Source organism: Oceanicola sp. 502str15 (assembly GCF_024105635.1).
In the GTDB taxonomy this organism is placed as follows: domain Bacteria; phylum Pseudomonadota; class Alphaproteobacteria; order Rhodobacterales; family Rhodobacteraceae; genus Vannielia.
Genome location: NZ_WYDQ01000001.1, coordinates 359,542 through 380,963, shown reverse-complemented (window position 1 = coordinate 380,963; position 21,422 = coordinate 359,542). Strand labels below are relative to the sequence as shown.

General features: G+C 69.7%; 13 protein-coding genes. 6 read left to right on the top strand and 7 right to left on the bottom strand.

Translation table 11 applies throughout. The features are described from left to right. The first annotated feature begins 29 nt into the window (after positions 1 to 29). Both tssH and GTH22_RS01825 read left to right on the top strand, forming a co-directional pair. A complete protein-coding gene (tssH, locus tag GTH22_RS01830) occupies positions 30 to 2,828 on the top strand; it encodes a type VI secretion system ATPase TssH (protein WP_252942841.1) in 2,799 nt (932 codons plus the stop codon). 248 nt (positions 2,829 to 3,076) lie between these two features. Then, positions 3,077 to 3,244, top strand: a complete 168-nt coding sequence (locus GTH22_RS01825; RefSeq protein WP_252942840.1) for a hypothetical protein — start codon at positions 3,077 to 3,079, stop codon at positions 3,242 to 3,244. A 60-nt stretch (positions 3,245 to 3,304) separates the two neighbouring features. On the opposite strand, the gene GTH22_RS01820 is transcribed toward GTH22_RS01825, so the two are convergent. Beyond that, positions 3,305 to 4,555, bottom strand: a complete 1,251-nt coding sequence (locus GTH22_RS01820; protein WP_252942839.1) for a glycerate kinase — start codon at positions 4,553 to 4,555, stop codon at positions 3,305 to 3,307. Positions 4,556 to 4,711: 156 nt separating this feature from the next. Here GTH22_RS01820 and GTH22_RS01815 point away from each other — a divergent pair, with 156 nt between their 5' ends. From GTH22_RS01815 to GTH22_RS01800, 4 genes are read left to right on the top strand one after another with little or no spacing between them, the layout of a single operon-like run. Next, the gene (locus GTH22_RS01815; protein ID WP_252942838.1) at positions 4,712 to 6,412 is read left to right on the top strand and encodes a FlgO family outer membrane protein; all 1,701 of its coding nucleotides are present in this window, start codon (positions 4,712 to 4,714) and stop codon (positions 6,410 to 6,412) included. 60 nt (positions 6,413 to 6,472) lie between these two features. Further along, positions 6,473 to 7,639, top strand: coding sequence for a phosphatase PAP2 family protein (locus GTH22_RS01810; RefSeq protein ID WP_252942837.1), 1,167 nt, complete (start codon positions 6,473 to 6,475; stop codon positions 7,637 to 7,639). Positions 7,640 to 7,681: 42 nt separating this feature from the next. Next, positions 7,682 to 9,919 carry a hypothetical protein gene (locus tag GTH22_RS01805; RefSeq protein ID WP_252942836.1) on the top strand — a complete coding sequence of 746 codons (2,238 nt, stop codon included), beginning with the start codon at positions 7,682 to 7,684 and terminating at the stop codon, positions 9,917 to 9,919. A 56-nt stretch (positions 9,920 to 9,975) separates the two neighbouring features. Continuing rightward, a complete protein-coding gene (locus GTH22_RS01800) occupies positions 9,976 to 10,965 on the top strand; it encodes a hypothetical protein (protein ID WP_252942835.1) in 990 nt (329 codons plus the stop codon). Between the two features lie 19 nt (positions 10,966 to 10,984). Here GTH22_RS01800 and GTH22_RS01795 read toward each other — a convergent pair whose 3' ends face one another. The 6 genes from GTH22_RS01795 to murD all read right to left on the bottom strand — a co-directional run bounded on the left by GTH22_RS01795 (position 10,985) and on the right by murD (position 21,337). Further along, on the bottom strand, positions 10,985 to 12,178 hold the full coding sequence (locus GTH22_RS01795; protein WP_252942834.1) for an HlyD family efflux transporter periplasmic adaptor subunit: 1,194 nt from the start codon (positions 12,176 to 12,178) through the stop codon (positions 10,985 to 10,987). Further along, positions 12,175 to 14,391 carry an ATP-binding cassette domain-containing protein gene (locus GTH22_RS01790; protein ID WP_252947551.1) on the bottom strand — a complete coding sequence of 739 codons (2,217 nt, stop codon included), beginning with the start codon at positions 14,389 to 14,391 and terminating at the stop codon, positions 12,175 to 12,177. Before GTH22_RS01790 ends, GTH22_RS01795 begins: the two co-directional genes overlap by 4 nt. Positions 14,392 to 14,519: 128 nt before the next feature. After that, on the bottom strand, positions 14,520 to 15,815 hold the full coding sequence (locus tag GTH22_RS01785; protein ID WP_252942833.1) for a TolC family protein: 1,296 nt from the start codon (positions 15,813 to 15,815) through the stop codon (positions 14,520 to 14,522). Between the two features lie 82 nt (positions 15,816 to 15,897). After that, complete coding sequence (locus GTH22_RS01780; protein WP_252942832.1) at positions 15,898 to 19,068, bottom strand: Ig-like domain-containing protein; 3,171 nt, start codon at positions 19,066 to 19,068, stop codon at positions 15,898 to 15,900. Further along, a complete protein-coding gene (locus GTH22_RS01775) occupies positions 19,002 to 19,586 on the bottom strand; it encodes a BapA prefix-like domain-containing protein (protein ID WP_252942831.1) in 585 nt (194 codons plus the stop codon). The genes GTH22_RS01780 and GTH22_RS01775 overlap by 67 nt, the downstream gene beginning before the upstream one ends. Positions 19,587 to 19,924: 338 nt before the next feature. Then, positions 19,925 to 21,337, bottom strand: a complete 1,413-nt coding sequence (murD, locus tag GTH22_RS01770) for a UDP-N-acetylmuramoyl-L-alanine--D-glutamate ligase (protein WP_252942830.1) — start codon at positions 21,335 to 21,337, stop codon at positions 19,925 to 19,927. Between the last annotated feature and the right edge of the window lie 85 nt (positions 21,338 to 21,422).

Genomic DNA, 21,422 nt, shown 5'->3' with positions numbered 1-21,422 from the left:
ACAAGCATTTCAATAGGGACGGAACAGACATGTCAGACGTGAGCCTCGAAACAGTCGCCGGAAAGCTCAATCGCTCCGGCTACGACGCTTTCATGAAAGCCCACCGCCACGCCCGCAGCGAGGGCAACCGCAATGTCGAGGTGAGCCATTGGTTCTTCCACATGGTCGCCAACCAGAAGAGCGACATTTCGGTCGCGCTCGACAACTACGGCATCGACCGCTCCAAGGTGCTGGGCGAGCTGCAGAAAAAGATCGACGACTACCGCAAGAACGTCACCGAGATGCCCGGCTTCGCCGAGGGCGTCATCGACCTGCTCGATCGCGGCTGGCACTACGCCACCCTGCTCTTCGCAGAACCCCAGATCCGCACCGGCCACCTGCTGGTCGCCACCCTCAAGAGCAAGGAGCTGCTCCGCGCCCTCAAGGAGTGCTCCCCCACCCTCGGCGGGCTGAACGTCGAAACCATGGTCAACGACGCCCGCGGCGTCTGGGCGCTCTCCGAAGAGGAAGACCAGCGCCCGATGGACGGCTCCGGCCTCTCCTCCGGCGGCGGCGGCGAGGGCGGCGACACCGCCTCCAAGGGCACCGGCGCGCTCGATCGCTACTGCGTCGACCTCACCGCGCAGGCCTCCTCGGGCAAGATGGACCCGATCGTCGGGCGCGATGACGAGATCCGCAACATCATCGACGTGCTGATGCGCCGTCGCCAGAACAACCCGATCCTCACCGGCGAGGCCGGGGTGGGCAAAACCGCCGTGGTCGAGGGCTTTGCCCAGCGCCTTGCGAGCGGCGACGTGCCGCCCCAGCTTCAGGGCAACCGCCTGATGTCCCTCGACATGGGCCTGATGCAGGCCGGCGCCTCGATGAAGGGCGAGTTCGAGCAGCGCCTGCGCCAGCTCATCGACGAGGTGCAAGGCTCGGCCACCCCGATCATCCTCTTCATCGACGAAACCCACACCCTCATCGGTGCAGGCGGGGCCGCAGGCACCGGCGATGCCGCCAACCTGATGAAGCCCGCGCTCGCGCGCGGCACGCTCCGCACCATCGGCGCGACCACCTGGATGGAATACCAGAAGTATTTCGAGAAAGACCCGGCCCTCACCCGCCGCTTCCAGCCGATCACCGTCGATGAGCCCGATATCGAGCGCGCCTGCTACATGCTGCGCGGCATCATGACCCCGATGGAGAACCACCACAAAGTGCGCATCTCCGACGAGGCCATCGTCGCCGCCGTCCAGCTCTCCTCGCGCTACATCCCGGCCCGGCAACTGCCCGACAAGGCCGTGAGCCTGCTCGACACCGCCTCCGCCCGCGTGGCGATCTCGCAAAGCACCACCCCCGCCAAGGTGGCCGACCTGAAGGCGACGATCTCCAAGTTCGAGGCCGAGCTTCTGGGCAAGGAGCGCCAGTCCGAACTGGGCGAAACCGCCGACGAGCGCATCGCCGAGGTGCAGGAGGAGATCGAGAAGGCCAAGGCCGATCTCGCCGCCGCCGAAAAGATGTACGAGGACGAGAAGGCCATCGTGCAGGAGGTGCTCGAACTGCGCGCCCAGCTCACCGGCGTGGGCGATGGCAAGCTCGCCGTCGACAAGCCCGGCGAGGTGCCCCCCACCCCCGAAGAGGCGCATCAGGCGCAGGACGCCGCCGATGAGGCCGCCGAAGCCGGAGGCGAGGCCGCCGAGGCGCCCGCCCCCGTCGAAGTGCCCGAAGAGCACGCCGCCCCCGCCACCGGCGACGACGCCGCCAAGCTGCGCGAGGCGCTGGCCGCCAAGGTGGCCGAGCTCGACGCCCGCGATGCCGACGACCGGATGATCTACTCCCACGTCGACTATCAGGCCGTGGCTTCGGTGGTGGGCGACTGGACGGGCATCCCCGTGGGCCGCATGGTCGCCGACGAGCTGCAAGCCATCCTCACCCTCGCCGACCGCCTCAAGGAGCGCGTCTGCGGCCAGGATCACGGGCTGGAGATGATCGCCAAGCGGATCGAAACCTCCACCGCCAAGCTCGACAACCCGGGCAAACCCATCGGTGTCTTCATGCTCGCCGGCCCCTCCGGCGTGGGCAAGACCGAGACGGCGCTGGCGCTGGCCGAGGCGATCTATGGCGGCGAACAGAACGTCATCACCATCGCCATGTCCGAGTATCAGGAGGCCCACACCGTCGCCCTGCTCAAGGGCGCGCCTCCGGGCTACGTCGGCTACGGCGAAGGCGGGCGGCTCACCGAGGCCGTGCGCCGCAAGCCCTACTCCGTGGTGCTTCTCGATGAGGTCGAAAAGGCCCACCCCGACGTCCACGAACTCTTCTTCCAGGTCTTCGACAAGGGCCACATGGAAGACGGCTCGGGCCGCTCGATCGACTTCAAGAACTGTCTGATCCTGCTCACCTCCAACGCCGGCACCGATGTCATCATGGACATGTGCGCGCAAGGAGAGGCCCGCCCCGATGCCGAGGCGCTGGCCGAGGCCCTCAAGCCCTCGCTGCTCGAGGTCTTCCCCCCCGCGCTCCTGGGCCGGATCGTGACCATCCCCTACTATCCGCTCTCCAAGGATGTGCTGGCGATGATCACCAAGCTGAAGATCGGCTCGATCGTGAAGCGGGTGAAGGGCAACCACAACGCCACGATGACCTACTCCGATGCCGTCATCGAGCACATCGTGAGCCAGTGCAACGACCCGGACTCTGGTGGCCGGATGATCGACAACATCATCACCCAGACCATCCTGCCCGACCTCTCCCGCGCCATTCTCGAAAAGGCCGTGGGCGGCGACGAGCTGAAGGAGATCAAGGTCGACGTGAAAGACGAGGCCTTCGACTACCAGCTCGCCTGATCCAACCCGGCCCCTGCCTGCCCTCCGCAGGCCGGGGCCCCCTCACCCACCCCGCCGGACCCGTCCCGCCGGGTGGGTGAACCCCGCCACGCTCCCACCGCAAATCCCACGCCCCGCAAGTGACGCCACGTCACAAGCCACGGTTATGCACCCATAGCGCGAAAATGCCCTCCGCAGGTCGCGTGCATGTCGCCTTTTCGCCTCATTTCCCGCCCAGCGTCTCCCTACGGCAATCAGGGGAGCCCGTAATGGATATTCTGACCTCGATCACCATCGGACAGGTGATCTCCGCCTTCCTCGTCTGCGTGCTTCTGCGCGAGATTCTCTACACCCTGTCGCATGTCCTGCCCGACAGCATCGCCGGTCCCGGCGGCTGGCTGATCGACACCGGCTCCGAAGGGCACGAGGGCGACTAAGCCCCCCGCCCTGCCGCCGACCTGTGCGGGCATGCGCGCTCCACGCGCGATGCCCCCGCCTCACCCACGGCGAATGAGCACCTGAAGATCGGCCACATTGGTGCCGGTCCCCCCGGTGATGAGCAGATCGCCCGTCAGCTTCAGCCCGTGATAGGCATCGTTGCGCGCGAGGTAATCCGCCGGCACCTTTTCCGCCGCCGCCAGCCTTGCGCGGGTGCCATGGTCCACCATGCCCCCGGCCGCATCCGTCGGCCCGTCGCGGCCATCGGTGCCGCCGCTCAAGAACACCCACTGACCCGGCCAGTCGGCCAGCTCCGCGAGCTTCAGCGCCAGCTGCTGGTTGCGCCCGCCCGCTCCGGGGTCCGGCCCCAGCCGCACCGTGGTCTCGCCGCCAAACAGCGTGATGCCCGGCCCAGCCTCGCCCGCCGCCAGCACCACCTGCGCGGCCTCCTCCACATCGCCCTCCAGCGGCTCGGCCATCACCCGCGCCCCCGGCGCGGCCCGCGCCATCGCCGCCACGCTCACCGCGTTGGAGCCGATCACCTCGTTGCGGGCCTCGGGCAAAGGCGGCAGCGCCTCGGCGCGCGCGCCCAGATGCCCGCGCACCGACTCCGGCAAGCCCTCCCAAATCCCGAGGCTCCGGCACATCTGCGCCGCCGCCTCGCGGCTGCCGATCGGCGGGGCGGTCGGGCCGGAGGCGATGGTCGACAGGTCGTCGCCCACCACGTCCGACAGGATCAGCGCCCGCACGCTGGCCGGGGCCGCCGCCCGCAGAAAGCCGCCGCCCTTCAGCCGCGAGAGCTGCTGGCGCACCAGGTTCATCTTGTGAATATCCGCTCCCGAGGCCAGCAGCGCGGCATTCACCGCCGCCTTGTCCTCAAGGCTGACGCCCGCCACCGGTGCGGGCAGCAGCGCCGAGCCGCCGCCCGAGATCAGCGCCAGCACCCTCTCGCCCGCGCCCGCCCGGCCCAGCATCTCCAGCACCGCCTCGCCTGCCGCGAGCCCGCCCGCATCGGGCACCGGGTGGGCGGCCACCATCACCTCCGCGCCCGCCACCTCCTGCGCGTTCTCCGGGTTGGTCACGACCAGCGCCGCTTCCACCGGCCCCACCCGCTCCAACGCGGCGCGCATCATCGCCGGGGCCGCCTTGCCCACCGCAATCACGAAGCGGCCCTGCCAGCCCTCCGCCTCCAGCGCCCGTGCCACCGCCGCGCCCGGATCGGCCGCCGCCACACCGGCGCGAAAGATCAGCTCCGCCTCGGCCCGCATCGCCGCCCGCGCGGCATGTTCCGTTTCGCTTTCCTCTGCCATGCGCCCACCCTCTCCCAAGCCCGCGGCAAGCGCCAGAGCCCATTGCCCGGCCCTCGTCCCGCGGCCCGATTTCTGCTAGCGTGAATAAAGCGTGAAGCCCCCTTCTCAGCTGGCCGAACTCGGTTAACCTTACGTCATTGCCAAGGGGGAGTCCGAATGACTCAGGTCGAAGCGCAGTCAGAGACAGTCGAGGTGCGGGTCGTGTGCATCCGCCTCTTCGGGGTCTTCGCGCTGTCCTGGGAGGACGGCGACGAAATTCGCGTCCGCTCCACCAAGATCCGCGCCATGCTGGCCATGCTCGCCACCGCCCCCGAGGGCACCCGCACCCGCGCCTGGTTGCAGGACATGCTCTGGGGCCGCTCTGGCCACGAGCACGGCCGCGCCTCGCTGCGCCGCGCCCTGACCGATCTGCGCGGCCTCTTCGGCGAAGACTTCACCGAGCTCTTCGAGGTCAACAACTCCGAGGTCCGCCTCCACCTCGAACGCATCCGCATCACTGGCACCCTTGAGGATGGCGACTTTCTCGAAGGCACCGAAATCGCCGAAGACGGCTTTGCCGAATGGATCCAGTCCCAGCGCAAGAGCAACCGCACCATCCTCTCCGCCGTCGCCCGCACCCGCCCGGGGCGCGTGGCGCAGGAAATCATGAACCGCGGGATGCACCTGCATCCCTCCATCGCCATCCTGCCCTTCGCCACCGCCCGCGGCTACCAGGGGCCGGTGCAACTGGGCGACATGATCTCCGAGGAGATCTCCCGCTCGCTCTCGCGCAGCCACATGCTCGACGTCATCTCCCACCTCTCCTGCCGCACCCTCGATGCCCGCTCCGTCGCTCTGGTCGAGATCCAGGAAAAGCTCGACGCCGACTACGTGGTCGCCGGCAACTACCGCACCCAGGGCGACAAGCTCATGGTCAACGCCGATTTCATCGACACCAAGACCGGCCGCATCAGCTGGACCCGCGAGATGCAAAGCTCGCTCTCCGACTTCCTGCGCGGCGGCGAGGGGCTGGTGGCCGGGCTCGCCGGCGAGATCGGCCGCGCGGTGATGGATACCTCGCTCGACCTCGCCGCCTCCTCGCCCCTGCCCGATGTCGACAGCCACGCCCTGCTGATGGGCTCCATCACCCTGATGCACCGGCTCTCGGTGCAGAGCTTCGCCAAGTCCAAGACCTATCTCGAAGAGGTCATCGAGCGAGTGCCCGAAAGCGCCGTGCTGCACGGCTGGATGGGCAAGTGGCACGTGCTCTCGGTGGTGCAGGGCTGGTCCTCGCGGCTCGATGAAGACACCGCCACCGCCCGCGATTTCACCGCCCGCGCCCTCGACCTGCAGGCCGACAACTCCTTTGCCCTCACCATGGACGGGCTGGTCAACAACAACCTGCTCAAGCGCCACGACGTGGCCATGCGCCGCTACGACGAGGCCATCGAACTTGATCCCAACAACGCGCTGGCCTGGCTGCTCAAGGGGGTGCTGCACGCCTTCACCGACGACGGCGACCGCGCCGTCACCTTCACCAACCGCGCCCGCGCCCTCTCGCCGCTCGATCCGCAGGCCTACTACTTCGACTCGCTCTCCGCCGCCGCCCGGCTCGCCGCGCATGATTACGAGGGCGCGCTGGAGCTGGCCGAACGCTCGATGAAGGCCAACCGCCGCCATGTCTCCACCCTGCGGGCGCGGATCGTGGCGCTCTATCATCTCGACCGCATGGAAGAGGCCCGCGCCAGCGCCGAAACCCTCCTGCGCGCCGATCCCGGCTTCAACATCCGCGGCTACCTGCGCGACCACCCCGCCGCCGAATTCGGCTCCGGGCGCGACTGGGCGCGGGCATTGCGCGAGGCCGGCATCCCGAGCTGAGCGAACCGACACAGAAACAAACAGAAACAAACAGCATTCACCAACAAGGGGATAAGGGACATGTCGATTGCATCAGGAGTATCCGGGGTTTCCGGCGTCAGCGGCGTTTCGGGCGTCTCCGGCGTGTCGGGGGTAAGCGGGGTCTCGGGCGTCAGCGGGGTGTCCGGTGTCAGCGGAGTTTCCGGAGTGTCGGGCGTGTCGGGTGTCGGCGGCGGCTATTCCGGCTCGCTCTCGCTGGCCATCCTCACCTCCCGTGACGGCATCTCCGGCCCCTACCAGCCCATCGCCGCCGCCCCCGCGCAACTGCCCGCCAACGAGGTCGCCAACCTGCACCTCTGGGGCGCCGTCGAACGCGTCACCATGATCTCGGGCGAGCTCGTCGGCAGCCTCGCCGTGGCCGGCTCCGACGAGAGCGTTTCGGTCTACACCCTCGAAACCGCCGGCGGCACCGCCACCACCGCGCCCTCGGCCACCTATCACCCGCTGGTCAAGCTCACCCGCCCGACCCCGGATGATTTCCTCGCCCAAACCGCCATCGTCCACAACTACGCCGACCTGCGCCCCGACCGCGCCGGCGAGATCCTCAACCAGGTCGGCTACCCCACCGAGTTCTTCCAGCCCATCCTCGGCCTGCGCGGCGGCCTGCACAAATACACCCTCGAGCTGATCGCGCTGGTGCAGGCCATCGCCTCCAACGTGGTGCTGCAATGCAAGCACCGCCTCGCCTGCATCCGGCCCGATCGCTTCACCGCCCAGCTCATGCCGCTGATCCCCACACCCGGCCACGGGGCGCTGCCCTCCGGCCATGCCACCGAGGCCCATGTCGTCGCCCGCACCCTCGTGCACCTGATGGCCGGCAAGGCCCAGCTCCCCCGCCAGTCCGAACTGCTGCTGGCCCAGGCCGCCCGCATCGCCGTCAACCGCACCGTCGCGGGCGTGCACTTCCCGGCCGACAGCTTCGCCGGCGCGGCGCTGGGGCTGGCCCTGGCCGATTACCTCGCCCAGCGCGCCGGGGCCGCCGGGGCCGAAGCCAAGGAAACCGCCTTCAACGGGCCGGGCATCGGGGTGGAGGATTTCCACCTCTCCAAGGTCTACGACCTCGCCGCCGATGCGCCCGCCGACTTCGGCAGCCTCATCACCCGCGGCGATGCCGTGGGCGGCGTCACCGACGCGCCCCTCTTCGGCTGGCTCTGGGCCAAGGCACGGGAGGAATGGGCCGACGCGTAACTCGCGCCGCCCACCCCCTCCCCTCCCCGAAAGGCCACGCCCATGACCGACGCGCTCACATTCACCCCCGAGGACGACCCCGAAGGCGTTACCGCCATGTTCGACCCCTACTCGGCATGGTCCCTGCGCTACGCCCTCGACTTCGACCTGACGGCCACCGAAGACAGCGACGATCCGCACGACTTCCGTTACATGTTCACCGTCGACACCATGCAGGCCGGCGACATCGAAGACCTCCCCGAGCCCTTCCGGCTGGAGGGCGAAACCGACGTGGTGCTGCTCACCCGCTCGGTCAACATTGACGGCGGGGTGGAGAGCGCGCAGGCCACCTTCCAGTCCATCGCGCCCTTCGATCCGGCGGCCAACAGCTTCAGCGCGCTGGCCCCGGCAGAGGGCGGCGAAAAGCGCCTCGCCGCCGCGCCCCCGCCCGACGAGACCGCCGAAAACGAGGCCGCCGCCGCCGAAGAGGCCGAGGACGAGGCACAGAGCGGCTCGCGCGACACGCTCCGCTTCCGCGCCCCGCTGCGCCGCGTCTCGCTGCCCACCGGCGCGGCCCGCACCATGGAATACACGGCCCAAGGGCTGCCCGAGGCCACCGCCACCATCGTCGGCGTGATCGACGATGGCATAAACCCGCTCCACGATGCCCTGCGCGACAGCGCGGGCGCCACCCGCGTCGATTTCGCATGGGTGCAGGACGCCGCCGCCCCCTCCGGCACCACCACCGTCCCCTTCGGGCGCGAGGTGACGAAGGCCGAGATCGACGCCCAGCTCGCCCAAACCCCCAAGCCCGAAGCCGACCGGCTGGTGGCCCTCGGCCTTGGCGACTTCACCCGCGCCGGGGTGCATACCGTCGCCCAGCGTCTCAGCCACGGCACCCATGTCGCCTCGCTCGCGGGCGGCCACGGGCCGGACCATCTGCGCCTGCTCACCGTGCAGCTTCCCGCCGCCGTCACCATGGCCACATCGGGGGCCTTCATGTCGCCCTTCGTTCTGGCCGGCGCGGCCCATATCCTTGACCGGGCCTGGCTGATGTCGCTGGCCGAGGGCTTCCCGATCCCGGTGGTCATCAACTTCTCCTATTCGCTCTCCGGCGGGCCGCATAACGGGCTGCACTTTCTGGAGCGGGCGATAGATACGCTGGTGCAGGCGCATCTCGAGCGGCTGGCGCGGCAGTTCCCCACCAAGCCCGGCCGGGCCGAGGTGGAGGTGGTGCTGCCCACCGGCAACCGCCTGCTGGCGCGCGGCCACGGTGAGATCGAGGGTGCCCCCGAGGGCCGCACCGTCAAGACCGCGCTCACCCTGCCCTGGCGGGTGCAGCCGGGCGACGAAAGCTCCAACTTCCTTGAACTCTGGATGCCCCGCACCGCCGCCGGCGTGGAGCTTTGGCTCACCCCGCCCGGCGGCAGCCCCACCCGCGTCACCGGGTTGAGCGCGCAGCAGGCCGTGGTCATCCATCCCCAGGGCGACCCGGCCGCGGTGATCGGGCGCATCTCGCTCGACCGCCAGAAGGGCCAGAAGGCGCTCGACGGCATCGCCCGCAAGAAGCGCGTGCTCATCGCACTCGCGCCCTCCTGCATGCCCGCCTCCGTCTCCCGCCCGCCCGCACCCTCCGGGCTCTGGCAGGTGGAGCTGCGGGCGCGCATCTCTGCCGACGAACGCATCGAGGCCTGGATCCAGCGCGACGAGGCCCCGCTGGGCTACCGCCGCGCCGGGCGGCAGAGCTACTTCGACGATCCCGCCTATCACCGCTGGGATGCCATGGGCGGCGCGGCGGTCTATGACAGCGGGCCGTCGGTGGTGAAGCGCGCCGGCTCCCTCAACGGCATCGCCACCGGGCGGCGCAGCACCGTGGTCGGCCCCTCGCTCACCCGCTCCGAGCGGCTCGCCACCGGCTTTCCGCCCCTCGGCGACCTGCCCGGCGCACCCGGCTACACCCCCGCGCCCGTCGCGCCCCGCCGCACCGCCGCGCTCTACGGCGCTGCCGCCGCGCCCCACCAGCGCCAGCCCGATGCCTCCGCCGAGGGCGACCGGTCGCTGGTCGTGACCGGCGTGCTCGGGGCCGGGGCCGCCTCGGGCAGCACCGTGGCGATGAACGGCAGCTCTGTCGCCGCGCCGCAATACGCCCGCCACCTCGCCAACGGCTTTCTCGGCCTCCCCACCTCCCCCGGCCCCACCCTCTGGCCCGCCGCCACCGAGGCCGCGCATCTCTCCCGCCTCGGCCCCCGCGCCCTCGCCCCGCAGGGCAGCGGCACCGGCGGACCGGCGGATCTCCGGTAGGCCTACGTTTGATCGAGCGCCCCCCGGCATGGGGCGCCATGTGAAGGACATTGAGTTTGAGAATTTGCCTCGCCAACGGAGAGTTCGGGCCGCGCCCCGAACCTGTCGTCGACACCCTCCCCCAGGGCGCGCTGCACCCCGGGTATTTCTTCCCCGATGCCGGCTTCGAAGAGCGCCTCGGGCTCAATGCCGCGCTCGCCCGGCTCGGCGCGGCGATGGACAGCGAAGGCAAGGACGCCGCCGCGCCAGACGATGAAACCCTCGCCCTCGTCCCCCTCGCCGCCCAGGTGCTGCTCTGCTTCGTCACCACCGTCACCAGCAAGATCACCCCGCCCGACTTTGCCTCCGAGGCCCTGCTGCCGCTCGACCGCGAGACCATGGGCCACTACCTCGCCCAGGCCCACAGCTTCGCGCCCCGCCCCGACCCGGTGCTGCCGCCCCAGGCCACCAGGCTGGCCGAGGCCCTGGCGCCCCTGCCCTCGCCCGGCGCCGCGCTGCACTGGCTGCTGCTCCACCGCCTGCTGCCCCGGCTCTGCGACAGCGCCACGCTCGCCGCCGTCCGCGCCACCCGCGCGCCGCTCTTTGCCGCCATCCCCGAAGGCCCGCTGCTCCCGCTCGAGTTCGGCGTCGCCCTGCTCTCCGCCGCGCCCTTCCGCCAGCCCTCCTCGCGCCACCTCGCCCTATCTTACTGGTTCAACATCCCCACCGCCCAGGGCGTCTTCACCGCCCTGCGCCAGGCCGATGCCCCCCGCGCCGGCACCGTCCCGCTGCTGCCCCGGCTGGAGCGCGCCGACCTCAACCGCGGCGACTCCGGCGCCGTGCTGGTCGAGCACGACCTGCACAAGCGCACCCCGCTCTGGTTCTATCTCTGGCGCGAAAAGGCCCTGCTGGGCACCGAGGGCCGCCTCGGCCCCCTCGGCGCCCGCCTGCTGGCCGAAGGCATGATCGGCCTGGTCGCCGAAACCGGCAACACCGCCCTCGCCCATTCCGAAGACACACCCCCGCCCCCCGGCACGCTCGAAGCCTGGCAAGCCGCGCTCGGCTGAGGCCCGCCCTCCCCGCGCCCTAGGGCTCGTGAAAGGCGTCGCCCGCCTTGGTCAGCGGCTTGGTGAGGTAGCTCAGCACCGTCTTCTCGCCCACATGCAGCTCGACATCGGCCACGAGGCCGGGGCGCATCTCGACCCCCGCCTGCCGCGCCGTCATCGCGCTTTCGTCGATCTTCAGCACCACCTTGTAATGCGCCTCCCGCTCCGGGCGGCGCTCGTCCTTGAAGGTGTCGGCGCTGACGAAATGCACCTTGCCCTTCAGCGAGCCGTAGATGGTGTAATCATAGGCCGAGAGCTTGATCGTCGCGGGCTGGCCGGGGCGCACCGTCGCAATGTCGCGCGGCTTCACCTGCGCCTCGACGAAAAGCGCATCGCCCAGCGGCACGATCTGAAGGATCTCCTCGCCGGGGCGCACCACCCCGCCGATGGTGCTGACCGAGATCTTGTTGACGATCCCCCGCATCGGCGAGCGGATCTCGGTGCGCGCCAGCTGGTCGGCGCTCACCTTCATCTGCTGGCGCAGGCTGGCGAGCTCCTTGAGGGTATCGGCATATTCATCGGCCCGGCGCAGCTTGGCGGTGCTCACCACCTCCTCGTAGCGGGCGCGCGCGTCCGAGGCCGCCTTGCGGGTGCGGGTCACTTCGATCAGCGCCACAACCTTCTGCACCAGCATGTCTTCCATCAGCGCGTTCTCGCGCTCGGCCTGCTCCATCACCGCCCGCGCGCCCTCGGTGCGCGCGCCGGTGTCACCCTGCCGCGCCGCCAGCAGGGCGCGCTCGGACGAAACGATCTCGGGGCTGCGCTGCGCCAGCGCCTCGGGCACCGCAAAATCGCTCAGCCCCTCCATCTCGGCTTCAAGCCGCAGGCGGCGGATGTCGAGCGCGGTGATCTTGTCGCGGATGTCATCCACATTGGTCTGAAACCCGGTGCCCTGCAACCGCGCCAGCACATCCCCCGGCGCCACCGTGTCGCCCTCGCGCACCGTCAGCTCGGCCAGAATGCCGCCCTCGAGGTTCTGGATGATCTGCGGCCGCGAGGCCGACACCAGCTCCGCCGGGGCGCGCACGATCTCGTCGACCCGGGCAAACCCGGCCCAGAGCAGAAACACCACCAGCGCCGCGCCCACCGTCCAGATCAGCCGCGAGGGCCGCTCCATGCGGGTCTCCATCTGCGCATCAAAGCCCGGCTCGCCCGGGCTGCTCCAGACGCTCATGCCACACCGCCCAGCGGCAACCGCTTGGCCGCGCCGCTCTTCTTCAGATGGGCCAGCACCTCGTCCTTCGGCCCGTCCACCGCAATCCGCCCCTGCCCCAGCACCACGATCCGGCTCGACAGGCTCAGGATCGGCAGCCGATGGGTTGCAATCACCGCCGTCCGCCCCTTCAGCCACTCACTGAGCCGCGCCACGATCTGGCCCTCCAGCGCCTGGTCGAAGGCCGCCGTCGGCTCGTCGAGCAGCAGCACGCCGGGGTTCTGGAGCCAGAGCCGCGCCCAGCCCACACCCTGCCGCTGCCCCACGCTCAGCCCCTCGCCGCCATCGCGGATATCGAGATCCAGCCCCTTGGGGTGGGCGCGCACGAACTGGCCCAGCCCGGCAAAGTCCAGAGCCGCCAGCAGCCGGTCGTCGTCGCGCTCCAGCAAATGCATGTTCAGATTGTCGCGCAGCGTGCCCGCCACCAGCCGCACATCCTGCGCGAGATAGCCGATGCCGCGCCGCAGGTCGGCGGGCGCGATCTGGCCGATGTCGGTGCCATCCAGCATCACCCGCCCCTCGGTCGGGGCATAGAGGCCGGTCAGCAGCTTCATCAGGGTCGATTTGCCCGATCCGTTCGAGCCCAGCACCGCCAGCGTCTCCCCCGCGCGCACCTGAAGCGCCGAGATGTCGAGCACCGGGGCGCTCTCCTCGTCATAGGCAAAGCGGGTGCCGAGCAGCGTGTAACTGCCCTTCAGATACGCGCGGCGCAGATACTTCCGCCCCTCGGCCACATCCTGCGGCGCCTCGGCCACCGCATCGAGCCCGCTCAGCGCATGGCGCACGTTCGACCAGCGCGACATGGTGGCGGCCAGCTGCGACAGCGGCGCCAGCGTGCGGCTCGTCAGGATGCCCACGGCAATGATCGTGCCCACCGTGAACTCGCCCGCAAACACAAGGAAGGTGCCCAGCACCACCGCCGCCACATAGGTCGCCTGCTGAATGCCCTGGCTCCAGAAGGTGAGCGCGGCGGCAAGGCGGCGCTGCTCGGAGGACTTCAGCGAAGACAGCGCGTTCAGCTCCTCCCATGTCCGCATCAGCCGCTCTTCGCCGCGTTGGGTCTTGATCGTGTCGAGCTCGTAGATCGCCTCGTGCAGCACCCGCCCCGCCTTCACGTTGGCGCCCTGCGTCTCGCGGGTGAGCTGCATCATCCGCCGCTGCATGAACCAGCCGGGCAGCACCATCAGCACCCCGCCCAGGATCAGCACCCAAACGACAGGCCCCGCAATCGCCGCCACCAGCAGCAGAAACAGCCCGATGAAGGGCAAGTCGGTCAGCGTGCCGATGGTCCCGGCGGTAAAGAACTCGCGCACCGAGCCGAACTCGCGCATTGTGGCAAACAGCTCCGAAGGGCTCTGGCTCCGCTTGTCCGAGCGCATCCCGATCACCCGGCTCATCAGCAGCCGCTGCACGCTCAACTCGATCGTGCGCCCGCCCCCATCCATCAACCGCGACCGCGCCGCCTTCAACAGGCCCTCCAGCAAGATCGCCAGCCCGGCCCCCAGCGCCAGCACCCAGAGTGTCGCCATGCTCTGATGCGGGATCACCCGGTCGTAGACCTGAAGCGAAAACAGCGCGACCGAAACCGCCAGCAGGTTGGCCACGAGCGAGCCGATGGCGATCTCGGCAATGTAGCGGCGGAACTTGGGGAACTCGCCCCAGAACCAATGAGGCGTCTTGGCGCCGGTGTCATGGGAAGCCGCCACCTCGGCCAGCGTGACCTCGGCCTTCAGCACCCGACCCGCGTAATGCGGGGCAAATTCTTCCAGCGGCACCACGGCGCGGTTGTCGGCCCCGGTCTCGTCATAGATCGTCAGCTCGCCGCCCTGCTGCGAGAGCACCAGCACAAGCTGGCCGCGCTTCATCTGGGCGATGGCGGGCCATGTCGCCGCGCTCGGCTCGCCCTCGCGGCGGATCGTCACCAGCATTCCGGCCTCCGAGAGCACGCCCGCCAGCGCCTCCACCGTCACCGGCCGCCCGGCGCCGCCGCTGCGGGCAATGTCCTCGGCAAGGTCGCGCCCCAGAAGGCGCTTGCCCAGAATGCCCGCATAGGTCGCCGCCAGTGCGGCGCGGGCCTGCAATCTTTCCGCCTCGCTGCGGGCGGCGGTGTCTCCCTCCGCCTGCGCCGCCACCTGCCCGGCAACCTCCGGCGCGGCAACTTCCGGCGCGGCCATGCCCTGCCCGGGCGCCGCATCCTGCTGCGCATCCGCCGCCTCGGGGGCCGCCCCGTGCCGCCCCGCCACAACGCCGACGATCCCGGCCTGGGTCATCTTCAACTTCAGCGAGGTGCGCGGCGCGGATGTCATATGCGGCTCCCGTCCACCAGGAGCCCAAGCTCCGCGGCGATCTTCAATCTGGTCAAGGCGGCCCGATGGGTCAGGGCCACGCGCTTGGTCTCGGCATCCAGCCATGTCTCAAAGGTGTTCACCACCTCGAGCACCTTGCGCTGGCCGCCATCGTACTGCTGCTGGAAAATCTCGTAGTTGCGCCGCGCCTGCCCCGCAAGCTGCCCCTGTTCGGCGGCCTGCCGTTCTCCGGCGGCCAGCTCCTGGCGCAGCCCGGCCAGCCGCCGGGCGCTCTCTTCCTTCGCCTGCCCGAGGCGCGCCTCTGCGCCCGCCTCGGCAGCCTTGATCGCCTGCAACCGCGCCCCGGTGCCAAAACCGAGGCCGTTCTCCGCGCCCACCCGCAGGCCCGGATCACCCCCGCCATCGCCGAGGTTCGCCTGTGCCGAGACGCCGGGCAGGTATCCGGCCCGCTCGACCCGCGCCTCCGCGACCCTGCGCGCCTTGTCGGCCTCGGCCCGCAGCACGCCCAGCGCCTTCTGCGCACCTCCCGGCACGCGCGCCTCTCCGAGCCCGCGCACTTCCTGCAACGGGCGCACCGACATCGCGTTCAGCTCCGCCAGCGCGGTCGCGGCCGCCTCGGTGCCCGCCCGCATCGCGGCCTCCACCTCGGCACGCTTCTGACGCATCACGCTGAGTTCCGACAGGTCCGAGACCCCACCCGCCACGCGCTTTTCCATCACCCATTCAAAATGCTTCATCCGCTCCAGCCCCTTCGCCGCCACCCCCGCCTCGGCACGGCCCTGTTCGGCGGCAAGGTAGAGCGACAGCGCGGTGAGCACCCTTGCGTTGGTATCTTCGGCCAGCACCACGGCGGCGTGTTCCACATCGGCGGCGGCATAGGCGCGCTCGGCCTTCTTGCGGCCGCCCTGCCAGATCACCTGATCCACGATGATCGAGGTCACCAGATCGCCCAGCGACGAGAGCGACACGCTCGGCCCGATGGTGGGCAGCCAGTTCTTCTCGGCGGCAACCGAGCGCAGCCGCGCGGCGCGCAGCTCGGCCTCGGCGGCGCGGGTGTTGGCCGCCAGCACCGCATCGGCCACCCGGCCAAAGGCGCTCTCGGGGGCAATCACCGAGCGGCGGCGCAACAGGTCGGCAATCACCACGCTCCGCGACGCCTCCGCCTGCCCCAGCACCGGGGCCGCCGGATCGCTCGCGCCACGCGAGGCCGCGCCCTCGCCGCCGCCCATGCAGCCCGAAAGCACCGCCGTCACGGCACAGCCCATCCAGAAAGTTCCTCTCACGGGGCGCATCACGCCTCCTGTCCCTGCCTCTGCCCGGGCGGCGCCTCTGCCGTGCGCCGTCCCGATCTACCCATCTCTCCCGCTGGCGGGATCACACCAGCGACGGGTTCACCTGAATGTCGTGGTCGATGACAAGCGTGCCCTCGCCCAGCGTGTACACGTCGTAGCTCTCGCCCTCGATCACCCGGGTCTCGCCCGTGGCCAGCGCGCCATCGGCCCGGATGATGTCATCCTGCCCGCCATGGATCGTCAGCTCGTTGGTAAAGCTCGAAAGCGCCTTGAGCTGCGCCGGGGTGATGGTGATCTCCGCCTCCGAGGCAAACTGCAGATCGACCGCCTGAATGTCGAACTGCCCGAGCCCGGGGTTGGCGAGGTTCACCACCGAATTGCCCGGATCTTCCATCACGAAGAGCGTGCCCGCATGGTTGCCCGCCTGATCGGTCGAGGTGACGACAAGGTTCGAGCCGGTCGGGATCGCCTCGTTGAAGTCGAACACCAGCTCGCCCCACTCCTCGTCGATCTCCAGATCGTAGGCCACGGGGCTGACAGTGCCCGAGGCGTCGATCCGCTGCACCTCGGTGATGTCGTCATTGTGGTCGGTGCCGATCTCGCGCACCCCCGTGCCGCCCTGCCGGAAGCTCAGGATCACCGGCGCCTCGGGGTTCTGGGTGTCCACGTTGATCGTGCTGGTCTCGGTGCGGGTGTTGCCCGCCGCGTCGGTCGCCATCACCGTCGCGACGCCCTCGTATTCGCCGGTCGGGATCTCGCCCGAGGCAAAGGCCACCGTCCAGTTGCCCGCCGCATCGACCGTGGCCGCATGGGTGGTGCCCTCGAAGCTGACGATCACGCTCGACCCGGCCTCGACCGTGCCGGTGAAGGTCACGCCCTGGTCCTGCTCCTTGGCGTTGACGATGTCGTCCTCCGCCACCGTGTCGATGGTCAGCGGCTCGACATAGGTATCAATCCGCACCGAGTCGGTGATCGAGGCGCGGTTGCCCGCCGCATCCGTGGCCACCGCGTTGATCTGCGCAGTGTAATCGCCGTCCGGCACCTCGCCCGGCGCAAAGCTGGTGAACCATGTGCCATCGCTCAGCACCACCGCCTGATGGGTCGCGCCCGCAAGCGAGACGCTCACCGTGCTGCCCGGCTCCACCGTGCCCGAAATCTGGATGCCGGCCCCGTATTCGGCCTGGTTCACGATGTCATCCACCGCGATCGGCCCGTCGAGGGTGAGGCTCATCACCCGGTCCACCTCGATGCTGCCCGTGGCCACCGCCTGGTTGCCCGCCTGGTCCGTCGCCGTCACCGAAACGCTGGCCACCGTCTCGCCCTGCGGGATGTCGCCGGCCTGGAACGCCACCTGCCAGCTCCCGTTGCCGGCCACCGCCGCCGGGCGCGTCACGCCCGCGAAGGTCACCTGCACCACGGCCCCCGGCTCGCCGGTGCCGGTCAGCACGAACCCATCCAGCGCCTCCTCGGCGTTGATGATCCCGTCGCCCTCGACCTGCGTGTTCACGCTCACCGTGGTCTCGGTGTCGATCCGCACCACATCGCTCGCGCTCGAGATGTTGCCCGCCCGGTCGGTCGCCACCACCGTCACCGGCGCCTCGTAGGTGCCCGGCGCAATCTGGCTGCCCGCAAATGTCGCGGCCCAGCTGCCATCGCCCGCCACCACGGCGGCCACGCTGTAGCTGCCCATCTGCACCATCACGCTCGATCCCGGCTCGGTGGTGCCGGTCAGCGTCACCCCCTGCCCGGCCTCCGCCGCATTCACCACGTCATCGGCGGTGACAGGCGCGCCCGAGATCGCAACCCACCCCTGCGTGTCCACCTCCACCGTCGTCGCCGCGGTCGAGCCGTTGCCCGCCGGCGAAACCGCCGAGGCCTCCACCGTCATCTCGTATTCCCCGGCCGGAAAGCTCGAGGGCGGGAAGGTCACGATCCAATTGCCGCCCGCATCCACCACCGCAGAGTGGCTCTGCCCGTTCATCGAAACCGTCACCGCAGAACCCGGCATCGTGGTGCCGGTGAGCGACACCGGCTGCCCGGTTTCCACCGCGTTCAAAATGTCATCCGCCGTCACCGGCTGGCCCGAGAACTCGACAAACCCGAGCGTGTCCACCACCAGCGTCTCGCTCACGCTGGCCGTATTGCCCGCGCCGTCGCTCGCCAGCACCGTGATCGCGCGCGAATAGGCCCCGGTCGCAATCTGGCCCGGCGAGAGCGCCAGGCTCCACGCGCCCGCCGCCGTCACCGTGGCGGCATGGCTCGCATCGCCGATCTGCACAGTCACCGTGTTGCCCGGCTGGGTCGTGCCCCCCAGCACCAGCCCGCCCTCGCGGTCCGCCGCGTTGATGACCCCATCCGCCCCGGCAAAGCCCGGCGTCAGGGTCACGCTGGTCTGGGTGTCCACCGCCCATGTGCCGGTCGCCGTGCTCACATTGCCATGGGTGTCGGTTGCCGTGGCGGTCAGCACCGCCTCGTATTCGCCCCCCGGAAAGGCCCCGGGCGCAAAGCCCAGCGTCCAGCTTCCGTCCTCGGCCACCGTGGCCGGATAGTCGTTGCCGCCAAAGCTGATGACCACGCTCGAGCCGGGCTGCGTCGTACCGGTAAAGCTGATGCCCCCCTCGGCCTCCGCCCCGTTGATCGTGTAATCGCCGCCAAAGGCCAGATCGTCAAAGCTGACAGCCCCCACCGTATCCACCACCAGCACATCGCCATAGGTGGCCGAGTTGCCGATCGCATCCACCGCGTAAACGCTGATGTCGGCCTCATACTCGCCCTCCGGCGCGGCATCGGCACCAAGGGCAATCTCCCAGGTGCCGCTCTCGCCCACCAGAATTTCATGCCCCACACCGCCCACCGTCACGATCAGCGTCGCGCCCGGCTCGGAGGTGCCCGACACCACAACGCCCGCTGCATGGCCCTCGGCGTTGAAGGCATCGCCGGTCGAGACCACGCCCGAGGTAAAGGTCACATCCGGGGCCACCGTGTCGATCAGCACGCTCGGACCGGTCAGCACAACCTCCGCGCCGCCCTGGTCATTGGTCGTCACGCTCACCACGTAAGCGCCGTCATCGGGCAGGGTCTCGCCGCCAAACTCCGCTTCCCAGGTGCCATCCTCGCCGACGGTCACAACCTGGGTCACATCGCCCGCGCTCACCGTCACCTCTTCGCCCGGCACGCCGGTGCCGGTCACCGGAAAGGAGGGCTCGGGGTCATCATCGCCGCCCAGCACCCAATCGCCGGGATCGACCGCCACGGTATGGACCGGGCCGCCCCGCCGCCACCGCCCCCGCCGCCAGCCCCCAGCAGCGCCCCGCCACCGGCCAGCGCCGCAAGCCCGTTGCCGCCGCCCACGCCACCCAGCCCCAGAAGGCCGGTGTCGAACTGCGCCGCCATCACCTCGGGCTCGTCATAATGGATCAGGTCGTCGCTCGGGCTCCACTTCCCCCAAGCCGCCTCGTGCTGGTAGAGCGCATAGAGCTGGTCGTCCGCGCCCTGGCTCAGTTCCACCGCCGTCAGCTCGCCGCCCTTGGAAAGGTAGAGCAGGTTCTCGCCCTCGAAGTATCCCGCCAGCCGCAGCTGCGACCCGTCGGCCAGCTCGATCACCAGATCGTCGCCATCCCGCGTGTAGCCCCGCACGTCCTCGCCGGACAGAAGCAGCGAAATCTGCTGCCCGTCGCCCACCGCCAGACGGGAGCCAACGCCGTCACTTCCGAAAATTCCATTGGAAACATTGCCCGCACCATCACGGACGACAAACTCAATTGCCTGCATCGTAACCGCCATTGTTGTGCCCGGCGTCTTATGCACCAGTGCGTTTTTATTGAACCGCGCCCCACATCTTGTTGGCAGAGCGTCACTAACTACTGTGACTGCCAGATATACAGGATGATTCGAATATTCAAAGCGGAATTTCGCCGAAGGCGCGCCGGGCACCCGCTTGGGTTGAAAAATCCTTCAACCACAAGATGTTGCGCCGGGTTTTCAGGCAGTTTCGGCGGAATTCTTATGCCGCACCGCAGCGGATCTGGCGGAATTCCCCCACCGAATTGGCGCCGAATTGCGGGTCTTCACCCGAGATCACGCCACCGGGGTCAACCGGGTCCGTAGCGTCAGCCGCCCTCGCCCAGCGCCGCACGCACCTTCGCGGCGAAATCCTCGCCGCGCTTCTCGAAGCTGTCGTACTGGTCGAAGCTCGCCGCCGCAGGCGCCAGCAGCACCGTATCGCCCGGCTGCGCCTCCGCCACCGCCCGCGCCACCGCCTGCGCCATCGTGGTGCAAACCTCGGCCTCCACCTCCGGCCCCAGCCGCATCGCAAAGCCCTCCGCCTCGCGCCCGATCACATAGGCCTTCACCACCTTGCCAAGCGCGCCCTTCAGCCCGTCCAGCCCGCCCTCCTTCTCCAGCCCGCCGCAGATCCAGCGGATCGAGTCAAAGGCCGCAAGCGCCTTGGCGGCGCTGTCCACGTTGGTCGCCTTGCTGTCGTTGACGTAAAAGACGCCCCCTGCCTCGGCAATCCGCTGCGAGCGATGGGGCAGCCCCTCAAAGCTCCTGAACGCGCGTTCAATGTCCTTCGGCCCCAGCCCCAGCGTCCGGCAGGCGGCATAGGCGGCGCAGGCGTTCTGATGGTTGTGCGCCCCCGGCAGACCCGGCACATCGCGCAGGTCGATCGAGGCCACCTGCCGCCCCTTGCGCCATTCGGCGAGAAAGCCCTTGCGCACGAACACGTTCCACCCCGCACCCGCCAGCTTCTGCCCCGCGCTCACCCGGATCACCCGGTCATCGCCGGGCCCCTCGCTCATCTGCCCGGCCAGATAGCGCCCCTCCGGCTCATCCACGCCAATCACCGCCCGGTCCGGCCCGCCCTCCGCGAACAACCGCCGCTTGGCCGCGAAATAGCCGCCATAGCCACCGTGCCGGTCAAGGTGATCTGGGCTGAGGTTGGTAAACACCGCCACATCCGGCGTCAGCGCCCGCGCCAGATCGGTCTGGTAGCTCGACAGCTCCAGCACCACCACGCCGCCATCTTCCGCCGGCTCGATGTCCAGCACGCCCCGCCCGATATTGCCCGCCAGCTGGCTCGCCCGCCCCGCCTCGCTCAGGATGTGGTCGATCAGCGCCGAGGTCGTGCTCTTCCCGTTCGAGCCGGTCACCGCAACAACCTTCGGCGCCACGTCGAACCGGTCCCAGTCCTCGGTCGCAAAGCTGCGGAAGAACAGCCCGATGTCATTGTCCACCGGCACCCCGGCCTCCAGCGCGGCGGCAATCGCCGGATGCGGGGCGGGGTAGAGATGCGCAATCCCGGGCGAGGTCACAAGGCAGGCCACCCCCTCGAAGGCCCCCGCCCTGGTCAGATCCCGCAGCACGATCCCCTCGGCCTCCGCCTTGGCCCGCCCGCTCTCGCCGTCGTCCCAGCCAACCACCTCGGCCCCGCCCGCCGCCAGCGCCCGCGCCGCCGTCAGCCCCGAGCGCCCGAGCCCGAGCACCGCCACAACCGCTCCGTCAAACCCGCGCACAGGGATCATCGCACCGCCTCCAAAAGCCTTCGCCCCTGCCTACAACCAAGCGCATCCGCTCGCAATCGCGCCCGAACCCGCTGCATTTTCTTGC

Excerpts from the sequence above, each read along its gene's own strand:
- GTH22_RS01795 (WP_252942834.1), bottom strand. The coding sequence starts at position 12,178 with ATGAGCGTCTGGAGCAGCCCGGGCGAGCCGGGCTTTGATGCGCAGATG.
- GTH22_RS01825 (WP_252942840.1), top strand. The coding sequence starts at position 3,077 with ATGGATATTCTGACCTCGATCACCATCGGACAGGTGATCTCCGCCTTC.
- GTH22_RS01815 (WP_252942838.1), top strand. The coding sequence starts at position 4,712 with ATGACTCAGGTCGAAGCGCAGTCAGAGACAGTCGAGGTGCGGGTCGTG.
- GTH22_RS01820 (WP_252942839.1), bottom strand. The coding sequence starts at position 4,555 with ATGGCAGAGGAAAGCGAAACGGAACATGCCGCGCGGGCGGCGATGCGG.
- GTH22_RS01805 (WP_252942836.1), top strand. The coding sequence starts at position 7,682 with ATGACCGACGCGCTCACATTCACCCCCGAGGACGACCCCGAAGGCGTT.
- murD (WP_252942830.1), bottom strand. The coding sequence starts at position 21,337 with ATGATCCCTGTGCGCGGGTTTGACGGAGCGGTTGTGGCGGTGCTCGGG.
- GTH22_RS01790 (WP_252947551.1), bottom strand. The coding sequence starts at position 14,391 with ATGGCCGCGCCGGAAGTTGCCGCGCCGGAGGTTGCCGGGCAGGTGGCG.
- GTH22_RS01810 (WP_252942837.1), top strand. The coding sequence starts at position 6,473 with ATGTCGATTGCATCAGGAGTATCCGGGGTTTCCGGCGTCAGCGGCGTT.
- GTH22_RS01775 (WP_252942831.1), bottom strand. The coding sequence starts at position 19,586 with ATGCAGGCAATTGAGTTTGTCGTCCGTGATGGTGCGGGCAATGTTTCC.
- tssH (WP_252942841.1), top strand. The coding sequence starts at position 30 with ATGTCAGACGTGAGCCTCGAAACAGTCGCCGGAAAGCTCAATCGCTCC.
- GTH22_RS01785 (WP_252942833.1), bottom strand. The coding sequence starts at position 15,815 with ATGCGCCCCGTGAGAGGAACTTTCTGGATGGGCTGTGCCGTGACGGCG.